Here is a 14,021-nt window from a genome sequence, read left to right as displayed (position 1 = left end):
CCCGGGCCCGCTCCCTGCCTCAACCACGAGATCAAAGGACTGAAGAGTGGACACGACCAGAACCTCCACGCGCGTGCGCGGCGCCGCCGCCATCGCCGCGCGTCAGCCGAAACGGATCGGCTTCGGCAGCCGGCTGAGCTCGTGGGACCTCAAGCTCTCGCCGTACCTGTACATCTCCCCGTTCTTCATCCTGTTCCTCGTCGTCGGGCTCTTCCCGATCGGGTACACCGCGGTGATCTCCTTCATGGACTGGGACCTGGTGCGAAACTCCGGCACGTTCGTCGGGTTCGACCAGTACGCCACCGTGATCTCCGACCCGAAGTTCTGGGCGGCGCTGCGCAACACCTTCAGCATCTTCCTGCTGTCGTCGGTGCCGCAGCTCATCGCCGCCGTGTTCATCGCGGCGTTGCTGGATCAGAACATCCGCGCCAAGACCTTCTGGCGCATGGGCGTGCTCGTCCCCTACGTCATGGCCCCGGTCGCCGTGGCCCTGATCTTCTCGAACATGTTCGGTGACCAGTACGGCATCATCAACACCTGGCTGAGCAGCATCGGGCTGCCTCCCGTCATGTGGCATTCCGACACCTTCGCCAGCCACATCGCGATCGCCACGATGGTGAACTTCCGCTGGACCGGCTACAACACCCTCATCCTGCTGGCGGCGATGCAGGCCATCCCGCGCGACTACTACGAGGCCGCGACGGTCGACGGTGCCGGAAAGGTGCGCCAGTTCTTCGCGATCACCCTGCCGAGCCTGCGCCCCACCCTGATCTTCGTGATCATCACGTCCACCATCGGTGGCCTGCAGATCTTCGACGAGCCGCGCATGTACGACCAGACCGGCACCGGCGGCGCGAACAACCAGTGGCTGACGATCTCGCTCTGGCTCTACGACCTCGGCTGGGGCCAGTGGAACCTGGGCCGCGCCGCCGCGCTGGCCTGGATCCTCTTCATCATCATCCTGGTGATCGGCGTCATCAACCTCTTCATCACCCGCAACCTGGTGCGCGACGAAGGAAGCCGCAACACCCTCACCCGGGCACAGATGCGCGCCGCCCGACGCGCAGCCCGTGCCGCGGTCGCCGCCGATCGCGCGGCGGCATCCGAACCCCGTCGCACGAACGAATCAGCGGAGGTGACGCGATGAGCGTCCTCAACGAACAGGCCGTCCCCGTCGTCGACGACGCGCTGCCGACCCCGGGTCGGGGCGAGAAGAAGCGTCGTCCGCGCCACGTCAAGGGCACCCGCCCGGGCTGGATCGTCTACGCCTGCCTCGCCGCCGTGCTCGTCGGCAGCCTCTTCCCCTTCTACTGGTCGCTGCTGATCGGCTCCGGCGACTCGTACACGATCCGCGACCCGAACATGTCGTGGATCCCGGGCGGCAACTTCTTCGCCAACGCCGCGAAGGTCATGAACGATCCGGCCGTGAACTTCTGGATGGCCCTATGGAACTCGATCATCAGCTCCGGCCTGATCGCCATCTCGGTCGTGTTCTTCTCCACGCTTGCGGGCTGGGCGTTCGCCAAGCTCACGTTCAAGGGATCGAGCTGGCTGCTCGTCTTCGTCATCGCGACGATGGCCGTGCCCACCCAGCTCGGCGTCGTGCCGCTGTACATCCTGTTCAGCGACATGGGCTGGACCGGTCAGCTCGGCGCGATCATCGTGCCCGCCCTCGTGAGCGCGTTCGGCGTGTTCTGGATGACGCAGTACCTGCGCCAGGCGGTGCCCGACGAGCTGATCGAGGCGGCCCGCGTGGACGGGGCGAGCTCGTTCCGCACCTTCCTCACCGTCGGCCTGCCGGCCGCGCGGCCCGCCGCTGCCATGCTTGCGCTGTTCACCTTCGTGTCGGCGTGGAACAACTTCTTCTGGCCGTTCATCGTTCTCGACCGGCAGAACCCGACGCTGCCCGTGGCGCTGTCGCTGCTGCAGTCCAACTACTTCATCGACTACTCGATCGTGCTCGCGGGCGTGCTTCTGGCCACGATTCCGCTGCTGATCCTGTTCGTCTTCGCCGGCAAGCAGCTGGTCAGTGGCATTATGCAAGGCGCGGTCAAGGGCTGAGCGCCCGACCGCTTCAGAAAGGTCGACTCATGACAGAGTTCTCCCGCTCCTTCCCGGAGGGCTTCCTCTTCGGCGCGGCCACTGCCGCCTACCAGATCGAAGGCGCCGCCTTCGAAGACGGCCGCACGGCATCCATCTGGGACGCCTTCAGCCGCGTGCCCGGCGCGGTGATCGGCGCCGACAACGGTGACGTCGCGTGCGATCACTACCACCGCTTCCGCGGCGATGTGGCCCTGATGAAGGACCTCGGACTCGACACCTACCGCTTCTCGGTCTCCTGGTCGCGCGTGCGCCCCGACGGCGGCCCCGTCAACCGCAAGGGGCTCGACTTCTACGAGCGCCTGGTCGACGAACTGCGGGCGAATGACATCCTGCCGTGGCTCACCCTCTACCACTGGGACCTGCCGCAGGCGATCGAGGAGAAGGGCGGCTGGACCGTCCGTTCCACGAGCGAGCAGTTCCTCGAGTACGCGCTGAGCGTTCACGACGCGCTGGGCGACCGGGTGCAGAACTGGACGACGCTCAACGAGCCGTGGTGCTCGTCCTTCCTCAGCTACACCGCCGGCATCCACGCGCCGGGTCGCTACAGCGCGACCGATGGCGTGCTGGCCGCGCACCACCTCATGCTCGGCCATGGCGCGGTCGTGCGGGAGCTCCGCGAGCGGGACGCCGATCTGCGCCTCGGCATCACGCTGAACCTCACGGTGGCCGACGCGGTCGACCCCGCGGATGCCGCGGATGCCGATGCCGCCCGCCGTATCGACGGGCAGTTCAACCGGTGGTTCCTCGACCCGATCTTCCGCGGCGCGTACCCCGCCGATGTGATCGAGGACATCCGCGCCGTCGCGCCCGAGGCCATCGACGCGCTCGAGGCGGCGAATCAGCCGGGCGACCTGAACACCATCTCGCAGCCGCTGGACGCGCTCGGGGTGAACTATTACCACGGCGAGTTCGTGGGTGGCGCACCCGACCCGCAGCCACCGCTGCCGGGCGATGCGCCGACCGACCGGCCCGCGGCATCCCCCTTCCCGTCGCACGAGGGCATCTACTGGCACGATCGTGGTCTGCCGCGCACCAACATGCACTGGGAGGTGCAGCCCGAGGGGCTGACGCGTCTGCTGCAGCGCGTCTGGGCCGAGTACGCCCAGCCGGCCGGCACCGCCCTGTACGTCACCGAGAACGGCGCGTCGTACGACGACGAGCTCGTCGTCGAAGACGGTGTCGCGCGCGTGCACGACCTCCCGCGCACGCAGTTCCTGCTGGCCCATCTGGAGGCGATCCTCGACGCCGCCGATGCGGGCGTGGACGTCCGGGGCTACTTCTACTGGTCGCTGCTGGACAACTTCGAGTGGGCCTGGGGATATGCCAAGCGCTTCGGGATCGTCCACGTCGACTACGACACCCAGGTGCGCACCGCGAAAGACAGCGCGCTGGAGTATCGTCGGGTCATCGCCGCCCGCGCACTCGATGACGCGGCGGGTCCGGTCTCCGGGGCCGTCTCGCATCCCGGTGCTCCGATCTCGACTCTTCAGAGGTAGCCCGTGACCATCGACACTCCGCGAGTCGCCCCGACGATCGAAGAAGTCGCGACCGCCGCGGGAGTGTCGCGGTCGACCGTCTCCCGCGTCGTCAACGGCTCCACGGCCGTGAGCCCGGCGGCGCTGGAAGCGGTGCGGCGCGCCATCGCGGAGCTGAACTACGTGCCCAATCGGGCCGCGCGCTCTCTCGCGAGTCGTGCCACGATGGCGATCGCCCTCGTCGTGCCCGAAGACACCACGCGCTTCTTCGGCGACCCGTTCTTCGCATCGGTGGTGTCGGGCATCAACACGCGGCTCAGCCGGTCTGAGTACGTGCTCAACCTGATCATCGCGAGCGACGATCCGGGCGACAAGACCTCGGCGTACGTGCGCAGCGGCGCCGTCGACGGCGCCATCGTCGTCTCGCACCACACGAGCGACACGTTCATCGACCGCATCGCGAACGTCGTCCCCGTCGTCTACGGCGGTCGCCCGGTGCGGGAGCGCGAACGCGACTACTACGTCGACGTCGACAACGTGGCGGGGGGACGCGAGGCCACGGAGTATCTGATCGGTCGCGGCTTCCGCCGGATCGCGACGATCGCCGGCCCCGTCACCATGCCCGCCGGCGTCGACCGTCTCGTGGGCTTTCGCGATGCGCTCTCCGCCGCGGCGCTCGAGCCGGTCGCCGAGGAGGACGGCAACTTCACGGCCGACGGCGGATCCGCCGCGATGCAGCGGATCCTCGATGCGGGCGTCGAGTTCGACGCGCTCTTCGTCGCGAGCGATCTCATGGCCCGCGGTGCGCTCGCGGCGCTCGGCCGCGCGGGCATCCGCGTGCCCGAGGATGTCGCGATCGTGGGCTTCGACGACTCGCCCGTTGCCTGCACGGTCAACCCGCAGCTCACGACGATGCGCCAGCCCTCCCACGAGCAGGGGGAGCGCATGGCCGACATGCTGCTGTCGATCCTCTCCGGCGGCACGCCCGACCGTGTGACGATCCTGCCCACGGAGCTCATCGTCCGCGACTCCGCCTGACCTCGGCATCCGCGGGGCGCCGCGTCGGTCGGCGCCGCCCCGCGTCCGTGGATCCGGCGCCGAGCGTCAGCCGACGTTCTCGGGATCGCCGCCGAGCGGGCCGATGGGAACGATGGGGCCGCCGTCGTCGGCGCCGGTCTTGCGCGCTCGGGCGATGGCGTTGCCGAGGTGGTAGATGACGAGAGCGGCCACGGTGCCCAGAACGATGGCGCCGAAGCTGAGCGTTCCGAGGTTCATCGTGAAGCCCGCGATCGCGATGACGAAGGCCACGGCGACCGTGTACTGGTTGACCGGGCGGGAGAAGTCCACCTGGTTGTCGACCCAGATCTTGATGCCGATGACGCCGATGAGGCCGTAGAGCGCGGTCGTCACGCCGCCGAGCACGCCCGCGGGCATCGCGAAGATCACTGCGCCGATCTTCGGGGAGAAGGCCAGCAGGATCGCCACGGTGCCGGCGACCCAGTAGGCGGCCGTCGAGTACACACGGGTTGCGGCCATGACGCCGATGTTCTCGCCGTAGGTGGTCGTTCCCGAGCCTCCGCCCAAGCCCGCGATGGTGGTCGCCAGGCCGTCGGCGATCAGCGCGCGACCGGTGCGCTTGTTGATCGAGGGATCGCCGGTCATGGTGGCGACGCCACGCACGTGGCCCACGTTCTCGGCGATCAGCACGAGGATCACCGGCAGGAACATCGGCAGCATCGCCCACGCGTGCGCGTCGCCGAACGCCGGCAGGTGGAACTGGGGAAGGCCGATCCACGCGGCATCCGCGACGCCGTCCCATTTCACGCGGCCCATCAGCGCGGCCACGACATAGCCGACGACGACACCGAGGAAGATCGAGATGCGGCCGAGGAAGCCACGGAAGAACACCGCGAAGAGGATGCACGCGGCCAGCGTGATGCCGCCGAGCAGCGCGTCCTGCTGGAAGTTCGTCCACGCCACGGGGGCGAGGTTCAGGCCGATGAGCGCGACGATCGCGCCCGAGACGACCGGCGGCATGAGCTTCTCGATCCAGCCGGTGCCGGTGGCCTGCACGAGCGAACCGATGCCGGCCAGCAGCACGCCGGCCACGAACACGCCGAGCAGGGCCTGACTGATCTGCTCGCCGGTCTCGAGCGCCTTCCCGCCGCCCGGACCGAGCGCCAGGATCGGGGCGATGAACGCGAACGAGCTGCCGAGGTAACTGGGCAGACGGTTGCCGGTCAGCAGCAGGAACAGCAGCGTCCCGATGCCGGAGAACAGCAGCGTCGTCGACACGGGGAAGCCCGTCAGCAGCGGCACGAGGAAGGTCGCGCCGAACATCGCCACCACGTGCTGGGCGCCGATGGCGATCGTCGCCGGCCATCCGAGCCGCTCGTGCGGCTTGACGACGGCGCCGGGCTCGACGGTGCGGCCGTCTCCGTGGGTGGTCCAGATGGGCATGCTCGTGCTCCTTCTTCGGCGGGGCGGTCGGCCGTGCGGTCGGCGGTGGGGCGGGCGGCGGATGCCCAGGTCAGGCTACCTGGGAGCGGGCTGTGAGCCGCGCACGCGCGCCGTGAAAGAGCGCTCCCGTCTCAGTTGCGCTCGCCCCGCGGCAGATGCTGAGGTGTCACGGCCTGCCGCGTGGCATCGAGCACCGAGGCGACCGACGCCGCCACCACGTCCGGGCGTTTCGACGCGCGGCTACGCCGCGCGCTCACCTCTCCGGTCGCCCCGCGAGCGCAGCGAGTCGAAACGCGCTTCCCCGTCAGTCGGTCAGCTTCTCGAGCAGTTCGCGGTACTTGGCGGCCGTGCGCTCGACGATCTCGGCGGGCAGCTCGGGCGGCGTCCCCTGCCCGTTCCAAGCCGCGGCGAGCCAGTCGCGGACGATCTGCTTGTCGAAGCTCGCCATCCGCTCGGCGGGGGTCGTCCCGCGCGCCCAGGCGGCGGCATCCCAGTACCGCGACGAGTCGCTCGTGAGCACCTCGTCGGCCAGGGTGAGCACGCCGTCGGCATCCACCCCGAACTCGAACTTCGTGTCCGCGAGGATCACGCCCTTCGCCTCCGCGGTCGCCGCCGCGCGGCGGTAGATCCCGAGGGACAGGTCGCGCAGCTGCGCGGCCCGCTCGGCGCCGACCAGTTCTTCGGCGCGCGCGAACGAGATGTTCTCGTCGTGCTCTCCCATCGGCGCCTTGTACGCCGGAGTGAACAGCGGCTCGGGCAGGCGGTCGCCGTCCTGCAGGCCGGCGGGCAAGGGGATGCCGCACACCGTCCCCTCGGCGACGTACTCCTTCCACCCCGATCCGGTGAGGTAGCCGCGCACGACGCACTCGATGGGCAGCATGTCGAGGGTGCGCACGATCATCGCCCGCCCCACGACGGCGGCCGGAACCAGATCCACCGCATCGTCCGACTCGGCTACGAGCGCGTGGGTCGCGGCGAGGTGGTTCGGGATGCGCCGTCCGCCGTCGGCGCCGGAGAGCTGATCGAACCACCACAGACTGAGAGTCGTGAGCAGCTCACCCTTGCCCGGGATGCCGGGACTCAGCACGTGATCGAAGGCGCTGACCCGGTCGCTCGCGACGACGAGCATGCGCTCCGCCGGCGCGGGGCCACCCTCCGCGGGGCGGTACAGGTCGCGCACCTTGCCCGAGTAGACGTGGGTCCAGCCGGGCAGATCGGCGGGCGCGGCGGAAGGCGAGGAGGCGTCGGTCACGCGTCCATTATCGCGGGGTGATGCGGTCGACGAACGCGTAGGCCTCCGCCACGACGTCGGGCCAGAGCTCCACGGCATCCGGTCCGACGAAGACCCACTCGCGCATCGCGCGGCCGCGCATGGTCATCCGTTCCGCCCTGCCGGTCTGCTCGAGCGCGGTGACCCTCTCTTCGGGCAGCTTCGCGATCAGTCCCGACCGATAGCCCATGAACGCGAACACCTTCCCGCGGATGCGCAGGCCCTCGCTGCCGAACATCGGGCCGATGTCGACGCCCGGGAGCACCATGTACTCGGCGGCGATGTCGTCGAACGCCGCGCGCGCCTCGGTCGTCATGAGCAGACCGTAGCGCGCCGTGACAAATCAGCATATAGTCCATGTGGACTAATCAAGATGGAATAACAAGCGGCGGAGGAGAACAGTCGTGAAGAGCGCCGTGGACCGGCTCACACCGTTGGGAGTGATGGTGCTCGCGCTGCTGCGCGAGGACGACATGCACCCCTACGAGATGATCCGGCTGATGCGGCACCGTCACGACGATCGCATCGTGTCGGTGACCAACGGCACGATGTACCACACCGTCGCACGTCTGGAGAAGTCCGGTCTGCTCGCCGAGGTCGGCGTCGATCGGGACGGCAACCGGCCGGAGCGCACGACGTACACCCTCACCGATGCCGGCCACGAGGTCGTCCAGGACTGGGTGCGCCGGGAGCTTCCGCTCCTGGACCGGCACGTCGAGTTCCGCGTGGCGCTGGCCGAGGCGCACAATCTCCCCCGCGAGGACGTCGTGGCGTTGCTGTCGACCCGTCGGGAGCATCTCGCCCGTGCGCGCGACGAGCTCGCCGACGGCATCGCCCATGCGCGCGAGAGCAAGACCGGGCCGGCATCCGTCATCGAGCAGTACCTCATCGAGATCGATCGCGAGCGCGCCCTGCTCGCCGCCGACCACGACTGGCTCGCCGACCTGCTGGAACGGCTCGCCCACCCCGACTTCGTGTGGGGATCACACGAGAAAACCGATCGCTATCTGGCACAGAGAGAAGCCGCACGCTCATGACCGAACAACGCACGCGCGATGTGACCGCGCCCGCACCCACCCCCGAACGCAACCCGTGGCCCGCCCTCTGGGCGCTCGTCATCGGGTTCTTCATGATCCTGGTCGACACCACCATCGTCTCGGTGGCCAACCCCGCCATCAAGGCGGCCCTCGACCCGTCCACCAACAACCTCGACAATGTCGTGTGGGTCACGTCGGCCTACCTCCTGGCGTATGCCGTGCCCCTGCTGATCACCGGCCGTCTGGGTGATCGATTCGGACCGAAGCGCATCTACCTCATCGGCCTCGCGATCTTCACGCTCGCATCCCTGGGCTGTGGCCTGTCGGGATCCCTCGAGATGCTGATCGTCTTCCGCGCGATCCAGGGCCTGGGTGCCGCACTCATGACCCCGCAGACGATGGCCGTCATCACCCGCACCTTCCCGCCCCAGCGCCGCGGCGCCGCGATGGGCCTGTGGGGAGCGACCTCCGGGGTCGCCATGCTCGTCGGGCCGCTCGCCGGAGGCCTGCTCGTGGACGGCCTCGGCTGGGAGTGGATCTTCTTCGTCAACCTGCCCGTCGGCGTGATCGGCTTCGTCCTCGCGTGGATGCTCGTCCCGAACCTCGAGACGCACCCCCACCGCTTCGATCTGGTCGGGGTCGTCCTGAGCGCGGTCGGCCTGTTCCTCATCGTCTTCGGTCTGCAGGAGGGTGAGCACTTCGACTGGGCCGCCTGGGTCTGGACGATGATCGCGGGCGGCGTCGTGGTCATGGCGCTCTTCATCTGGCAGCAGGCGAAGACCCGCAGCGAGCCGCTCGTGCCGCTCGGACTGTTCCGCGACCGCAACTTCTCCGTGTCGAACTTCACGATCGCCACGGTCGGCTTCACGGTGACGAGCATGTCGCTGCCGCTCATGTTCTTCGTGCAGCTGGCGCGCGGTCTCACGCCCACCGAATCGGCGCTCCTGCTCGTGCCGATGGCCGTCGCCGCGGGTGTGCTCTCGCCGCTGACCGGCCGGCTGCTCGACCGGGTCGACGCCCGCGTCCTGCTGGCGCCGGGGCTGCTGCTGGTCGCCGGATCGCTCTTCTGGTACTCCTCGCTGATGCACGCCGACACTCCGATCTGGATGTTCCTGCTGCCCTCGTTCCTGATGGGCGTCGGAAACTCCGGCATGTGGGGGCCGCTGGCCACCACGGCGACCCGCAACCTCGAGCCGCGCCAGGCCGGCGCCGGCGCGGGCATCTACAACACGACGCGCACGATCGGTTCGGTGCTCGGCTCGGCGGCGATCGCCGCGTTCATGCAGTCGCGTCTCGAGGCGAACCTGCCGGGCGCCTCGAACGCCGGCGGCGACTTCGGTGCGGGCCAGCTGCCCGCGTTCGTCGTCGACGGCTTCTCGAACGCCATGGCGCAGACGATCCTGCTGCCGGCGATCGTGCTGCTGATCGGCGTCGTCGCCGTGCTGTTCATGCAGCGCCCGCCGCACCTCGTCAAGCGCTGAGCGCGCGCGGCATCGCCCATCGCCGCCCGGTGAGGCCCGACGACGACACGACTCGTCAGTCGAGCGCCACCCGGGCGGCGATGTCGCGCCGGTAGTGCGAGCCCTCCAGGCCGATCCGCTCGAGAGCGGCATACGCCTGGTCGCGCGCGGCGCCGAACGAGGAACCGGTCGCCACGACATTGAGCACGCGTCCCCCCGTCGCCACCAGCTCGTCGCCGCTCACCGCCGTCGCGGCGTGGGCGAGGTGCACTCCCGGGACGGATGCCGCGGCATCCAGCCCCGTGATGACCCGCCCGGTACGCGGCGCCTCGGGGTAGCCCTCGCTCGCGAGCACCACGGTGATCGCGGCGGTGTCGGCGAACTCCGGTGCCGGCTCGTCCTCGAGCGTGCCGGATGCCGCCGCCATCAGCAGTCGCGACAGAGGGCTGGTCAGACGGGCGAGCACGACCTGGGTCTCGGGGTCGCCGAAGCGGGCGTTGAACTCGATGACCTTGATGCCGTCGGCGGTCAGGATGAGTCCCGCGTAGAGCAGACCGATGAAAGGAGTGCCCTCGGCATCCAGCGTGCGGATGACCGGCTCGGCGACCGTGCGGGTCACCTCGGCGACGAACGCCTCCTCGCTGCCGAAGTCGTCGCTCAGCCAGGGCAGCGGCGAGTACGCGCCCATGCCGCCCGTGTTGGGGCCCGTGTCACCGTCATACGCGCGCTTGAAGTCCTGCGCGGGGCTGAGCGCGCGCACCGTGTCGCCGTCGCTGACGAAGAAGAGCGACACCTCCGGGCCGGAGAGGAACTCCTCCACCAGCACGGGACCGGTGGGAAGGTACGTATCGGCGTGCGCGAGCGCCGCGTCGCGGTCGTCGGTGACGACGACGCCCTTCCCGGCGGCCAGCCCGTCGGCCTTCACGACGTGCGGCGCGCCGTAGGCGTCGAGGGCGGCTTCGACCTCGGCGCGGGTCGTGGCCCGCGTCGCCCGACCGGTGGGCACGTGGGCGGCATCCATGATCCGCTTCGCGAACGCCTTCGAGCCCTCCAGCTGCGCCGCGGCCTTTCCGGGGCCGAACACCGGGATGCCGTGCTCCCGCAGGGCGTCGGCGACTCCCGCGACCAGCGGCGCCTCGGGGCCGATGATCACGAGGTCGATGTCGTGGTCGTTGGCATACTCGGTCACCGCGGCGGGGCTGTTGGCATCGAGGGCGGCGACGATCGTGGCGTCGGCGGCGATGCCGGCGTTGCCGGGGGCCGCGAACAGGTCGTGGCCCGCGTTCTCCCCCTTCAGAGCGAGGAGGATGGCGTGCTCGCGGGCACCGGAACCGAGGACGAGAATGCGCACCCGGCCAGCCTACCGACGGGCCGCCGCGTCGTGAGTGCGGGCTAGCGTGGAGGCATGGCCCGCAAGATCTCCACCGCCGACGGTCGTGAAGCCCTCGCCGCTGTCACCGCGGCGAGGGATGCCGACGTGACACCCCCGCGCACGGCGATGGCGACCGCCGTGCGCTACCTGCTCCAGCTGCTGGCAGAGAAGGCCCCCGGCAACACCGTCGAGGTGCGCGTGCCGCCGTTCGGCGCGGTGCAGGTGGTCGAGGGCCCGCGGCACACCCGCGGTACCCCGCCGAATGTCGTCGAGACAGACGCGACCACCTGGATCGCGCTCGCGACCGGTGCCGAGTCGTGGGCCGATGCCCTGGGTGCCGGACGCATTCTCGCGTCCGGCACCCGGGCCGACCTCGCACCCCTGCTGCCGCTGCGTCCGTGAGACCGCCGCCGCGGGGCGGGCGCGGTCAGACGGTGACGACGATCTTGCCGCGGGTGTGGCCCTCTTCGAGAGCGGCGTACGCGGCGGCGGCCTCGTCGAGCGGATAGGTCGCGGCGATCTCGACGCGCAGCTCACCCGACGCGACCAGTTCAGCCAGCTCGCCCAGCTGCGACGCGTTCGGGCGCACCCACACGTAGTGGCCGCCGAACTCGGTGCGTGCGCGGGCGTCGGCGATCGAGGCGACGACGCCGCCGTCGGCGAGCAGATCGGGCGTCGAGTCGAGCGTCGAGCCGCCGACGAAGTCGATGATGACATCGAACCCCTCGGGGGCGATCTCGCGGGCCGCAGGGACGAGGCCCTCGCCGTAGACGACGGGCTCGGCGCCCAGATCGCGGAGGTACGCGTGGTTGCGCTCCGACGCCGTGCCGACGACACGAGCCCCGAGCCGGCGTGCGAGCTGCACGCCGAACGAGCCCACCCCGCCGGCGGCGCCGTGGATCAGCACGGTCTGACCCGCGCCGACACCGGCGCGCTCCAGCGTCTGCAGCGCCGTCAGCCCGGCCAGCGGCAGCGCGGCGGCATCCTCGAACGACAGACCTTCCGGCTTGAGGGTGGCGGTGCGCACCGGCACCGGCATGAACTCGGCGACCGAGCCGTTCTCGACGATGTCGGCGCGGGCGTAGGCGAGCACCGCGTCACCGACGGCGAACTCGGGGGTGTCCAGTCCCGTCTTCTCGACGATGCCGGCGACGTCCCAGCCGGGCACGACCGGAAGGCGGGTGTCGATGAGGCCGCGCAGGTAGCCCTCGCGGATCTTGTAGTCGACGGGGTTGATCCCGGCGGCGACGACCCTCACCACCAGGGTGTCGGGGCCGATATGGGGCTCCTCACGGTCGGTGAGCTCGAAGCGGTCGTTGCCGCCGAAATCCGAATAGACGAGTGCCTTCATGCTGAGTTCCAACCGTCGGCGGACACCATCCATTCCTCGGGGCAGGCGCCGCGCCTATTCTGGGGGCGTGATCAGACTCGCCACGATCGGCACCAGCACCATCACCGAGAAGTTCGCGGATGCCGTCGCGCAGACGCCCGGCATCCGCATCGACGTGGTGTTCTCCCGCGACGCGGCGCGCGGTCGCGCGTTCGCCGATCGGCTCGGCATCGACGGCGTGAGCACCGACCTCGAGGCGCTGCTGGCCTCAGGCGAGGTGGATGCCGTCTACGTGGGGTCGCCGAACGGAGCCCACGCCGCGCAGGCCGAAGCGGCCATCGCGGCGGGTGTGCACGTGTTCCTCGAGAAGCCGGCGACACCGACGGCGGACGAGTTCGCGCGCCTCGTCGAGGCGGCCCGGGCCCGTGGGGTCGTCGTGTTCGAGGGCATGCGCAACGCGTACGACCCGGGCATGACCCGTCTGCGTGCCCTGCTGCCCCAGGTGGGAACGGTGCGGCTGGTGTCGTTCGGGCAGAGCCAGCGGTCGGCGCGGTATGACCTCGTCCTGGCCGGCGAGACGCCGAACATCTTCGACCCGGCTCTCGCGGGCGGAGCGCTGTTCGATCTGGGTGTCTATCCGCTCAGCGCCGCGATCGAGCTGTTCGGCGCACCGGGTGCGGTGGTCGGGGCGACGGCGACGATCGCGACCGGTGCCGACGGCGCGGGTGCCGCCGTGCTCTCCTACGACGGCTTCGTCGTGCAGATTGCCTTCTCCAAGATCGGCGCCTCGCGTCGACCGAACGAGATCCAGGGCGAGCTCGGCACGATCGAGATCGATGAGATCACCGCGCCGCGCCGGATCACGCTCGACCTGTTCTCCGGCGTGCACGAGGAGATCGAGATCGACGGCCCCGACAACAACATGCGCTTCGAGGTGGCCCGCTTCGCCCAGCTCGTCCGTGGAGATGACGAGGCATCTGCCGACCAGCGGCGCAGCCTCGAGGTGCTGCGCGCCGTCGAGGCGATCCGTGCCGGTGCCGAGAAGCTGCGCGCCGGATCGGGACGCGCCGCGCGGTGAGCGCCGGGGTCGAGCTCGACACGCTGGTGCGGATGCGACGCGTGCGCGACATGATGGACCGCGATTTCGCCCAGCCCCTCGACCTGCCCACCCTTGCGCGGGCCGTGCACGTCTCGCCGGGTCACCTATCGCGACAGTTCCGGCGGGCCTACGGCGAAACGCCCTACTCGTACCTGATGACGCGTCGTGTCGAACGCGCCATGACCCTCCTGCGGACGACGCAGCTCGCCGTCACCGACATCGCGCTCGCCGTCGGCTGCCCGTCTCTGGGTACCTTCACCACACGCTTCACCGAGCTGGTGGGCGTGTCTCCGGGACGCTATCGCACCCGCGGCGCGCCCTTCCGCGTCGGCATGCTCCCCTGCATCGCCCGTCGGCTGACCCGACCGGTCAGGAATCGAGAAGCGCTCCCGCGCGAGACCGGCCTATCGTGAGG

Annotated in this window: 14 protein-coding genes; 9 read left to right on the top strand and 5 right to left on the bottom strand. The window is 69.9% G+C overall.

Going from position 1 to position 14,021, the window contains the following annotated elements; genetic code table 11:
- Window positions 1–46 precede the first annotated feature (46 nt).
- From ABS64_RS09055 to ABS64_RS09040, 4 genes are read left to right on the top strand one after another with little or no spacing between them, the layout of a single operon-like run.
- Window positions 47–1,147, top strand: coding sequence for a sugar ABC transporter permease (locus ABS64_RS09055; RefSeq protein WP_292682992.1), 1,101 nt, complete (start codon window positions 47–49; stop codon window positions 1,145–1,147).
- Window positions 1,144–2,061 (top strand): carbohydrate ABC transporter permease, encoded by a 918-nt coding sequence (locus tag ABS64_RS09050; RefSeq protein ID WP_288121428.1) that lies wholly within the window; start codon window positions 1,144–1,146, stop codon window positions 2,059–2,061. The genes ABS64_RS09055 and ABS64_RS09050 overlap by 4 nt, the downstream gene beginning before the upstream one ends.
- Before the next feature lie 29 nt (window positions 2,062–2,090).
- A complete protein-coding gene (locus ABS64_RS09045; RefSeq protein WP_292682988.1) occupies window positions 2,091–3,599 on the top strand; it encodes a GH1 family beta-glucosidase in 1,509 nt (502 codons plus the stop codon).
- 3 nt (window positions 3,600–3,602) lie between these two features.
- Window positions 3,603–4,616, top strand: a complete 1,014-nt coding sequence (locus tag ABS64_RS09040; RefSeq protein ID WP_292682985.1) for a LacI family DNA-binding transcriptional regulator — start codon at window positions 3,603–3,605, stop codon at window positions 4,614–4,616.
- 66 nt (window positions 4,617–4,682) lie between these two features.
- Here the strand turns inward: ABS64_RS09040 and ABS64_RS09035 are convergent, their stop codons facing one another.
- The 3 genes from ABS64_RS09035 to ABS64_RS09025 all read right to left on the bottom strand — a co-directional run bounded on the left by ABS64_RS09035 (window position 4,683) and on the right by ABS64_RS09025 (window position 7,624).
- Complete coding sequence (locus ABS64_RS09035) at window positions 4,683–6,038, bottom strand: solute carrier family 23 protein (protein WP_292682982.1); 1,356 nt, start codon at window positions 6,036–6,038, stop codon at window positions 4,683–4,685.
- A 304-nt stretch (window positions 6,039–6,342) separates the two neighbouring features.
- Complete coding sequence (locus ABS64_RS09030; RefSeq protein WP_292682979.1) at window positions 6,343–7,290, bottom strand: phosphoribosylaminoimidazolesuccinocarboxamide synthase; 948 nt, start codon at window positions 7,288–7,290, stop codon at window positions 6,343–6,345.
- Between the two features lie 7 nt (window positions 7,291–7,297).
- The gene (locus ABS64_RS09025; RefSeq protein ID WP_036289108.1) at window positions 7,298–7,624 is read right to left on the bottom strand and encodes a hypothetical protein; all 327 of its coding nucleotides are present in this window, start codon (window positions 7,622–7,624) and stop codon (window positions 7,298–7,300) included.
- An 88-nt stretch (window positions 7,625–7,712) separates the two neighbouring features.
- On the opposite strand from ABS64_RS09025, the gene ABS64_RS09020 reads away from it, so the two are divergent.
- Entirely contained in the window at window positions 7,713–8,345 is a 633-nt protein-coding gene (locus tag ABS64_RS09020; protein WP_036289107.1) for a PadR family transcriptional regulator, read from the top strand.
- Window positions 8,342–9,826, top strand: a complete 1,485-nt coding sequence (locus tag ABS64_RS09015; RefSeq protein ID WP_036289105.1) for an MFS transporter — start codon at window positions 8,342–8,344, stop codon at window positions 9,824–9,826. Before ABS64_RS09020 ends, ABS64_RS09015 begins: the two co-directional genes overlap by 4 nt.
- Window positions 9,827–9,881: 55 nt before the next feature.
- On the opposite strand, the gene purD is transcribed toward ABS64_RS09015, so the two are convergent.
- The gene (gene purD / locus ABS64_RS09010; RefSeq protein ID WP_292682972.1) at window positions 9,882–11,156 is read right to left on the bottom strand and encodes a phosphoribosylamine--glycine ligase; all 1,275 of its coding nucleotides are present in this window, start codon (window positions 11,154–11,156) and stop codon (window positions 9,882–9,884) included.
- Window positions 11,157–11,210: 54 nt separating this feature from the next.
- Here purD and ABS64_RS09005 point away from each other — a divergent pair, with 54 nt between their 5' ends.
- The gene (locus ABS64_RS09005; RefSeq protein ID WP_288119033.1) at window positions 11,211–11,579 is read left to right on the top strand and encodes a sterol carrier family protein; all 369 of its coding nucleotides are present in this window, start codon (window positions 11,211–11,213) and stop codon (window positions 11,577–11,579) included.
- A gap of 25 nt (window positions 11,580–11,604) precedes the next feature.
- On the opposite strand, the gene ABS64_RS09000 is transcribed toward ABS64_RS09005, so the two are convergent.
- Window positions 11,605–12,528 (bottom strand): NADP-dependent oxidoreductase, encoded by a 924-nt coding sequence (locus tag ABS64_RS09000; RefSeq protein WP_292682969.1) that lies wholly within the window; start codon window positions 12,526–12,528, stop codon window positions 11,605–11,607.
- 67 nt (window positions 12,529–12,595) lie between these two features.
- Here ABS64_RS09000 and ABS64_RS08995 point away from each other — a divergent pair, with 67 nt between their 5' ends.
- Window positions 12,596–13,585, top strand: a complete 990-nt coding sequence (locus tag ABS64_RS08995; RefSeq protein WP_288119029.1) for a Gfo/Idh/MocA family oxidoreductase — start codon at window positions 12,596–12,598, stop codon at window positions 13,583–13,585.
- Between the two features lie 32 nt (window positions 13,586–13,617).
- Window positions 13,618–14,019, top strand: a complete 402-nt coding sequence (locus ABS64_RS08990) for a helix-turn-helix transcriptional regulator (RefSeq protein WP_061681359.1) — start codon at window positions 13,618–13,620, stop codon at window positions 14,017–14,019.
- The last annotated feature ends 2 nt before the right edge of the window (window positions 14,020–14,021 follow it).

Origin of the sequence: Microbacterium sp. SCN 69-37 (genome assembly GCF_001724435.1) — a bacterium.
GTDB classification, from domain to species: domain Bacteria; phylum Actinomycetota; class Actinomycetes; order Actinomycetales; family Microbacteriaceae; genus Microbacterium; species Microbacterium laevaniformans.
This window is presented reverse-complemented; position numbering and strand designations above follow the sequence as displayed.

What these genes read in the sequence shown, in the direction of transcription:
- ABS64_RS09050 (WP_288121428.1), top strand. Translation starts at nt 1,144, where the DNA reads ATGAGCGTCCTCAACGAACAGGCCGTCCCCGTCGTCGACGACGCGCTG.
- ABS64_RS09000 (WP_292682969.1), bottom strand. Translation starts at nt 12,528, where the DNA reads ATGAAGGCACTCGTCTATTCGGATTTCGGCGGCAACGACCGCTTCGAG.
- ABS64_RS09005 (WP_288119033.1), top strand. Translation starts at nt 11,211, where the DNA reads ATGGCCCGCAAGATCTCCACCGCCGACGGTCGTGAAGCCCTCGCCGCT.
- ABS64_RS09045 (WP_292682988.1), top strand. Translation starts at nt 2,091, where the DNA reads ATGACAGAGTTCTCCCGCTCCTTCCCGGAGGGCTTCCTCTTCGGCGCG.
- ABS64_RS09035 (WP_292682982.1), bottom strand. Translation starts at nt 6,038, where the DNA reads ATGCCCATCTGGACCACCCACGGAGACGGCCGCACCGTCGAGCCCGGC.
- ABS64_RS08990 (WP_061681359.1), top strand. Translation starts at nt 13,618, where the DNA reads ATGCGACGCGTGCGCGACATGATGGACCGCGATTTCGCCCAGCCCCTC.
- ABS64_RS09025 (WP_036289108.1), bottom strand. Translation starts at nt 7,624, where the DNA reads ATGACGACCGAGGCGCGCGCGGCGTTCGACGACATCGCCGCCGAGTAC.
- ABS64_RS09015 (WP_036289105.1), top strand. Translation starts at nt 8,342, where the DNA reads ATGACCGAACAACGCACGCGCGATGTGACCGCGCCCGCACCCACCCCC.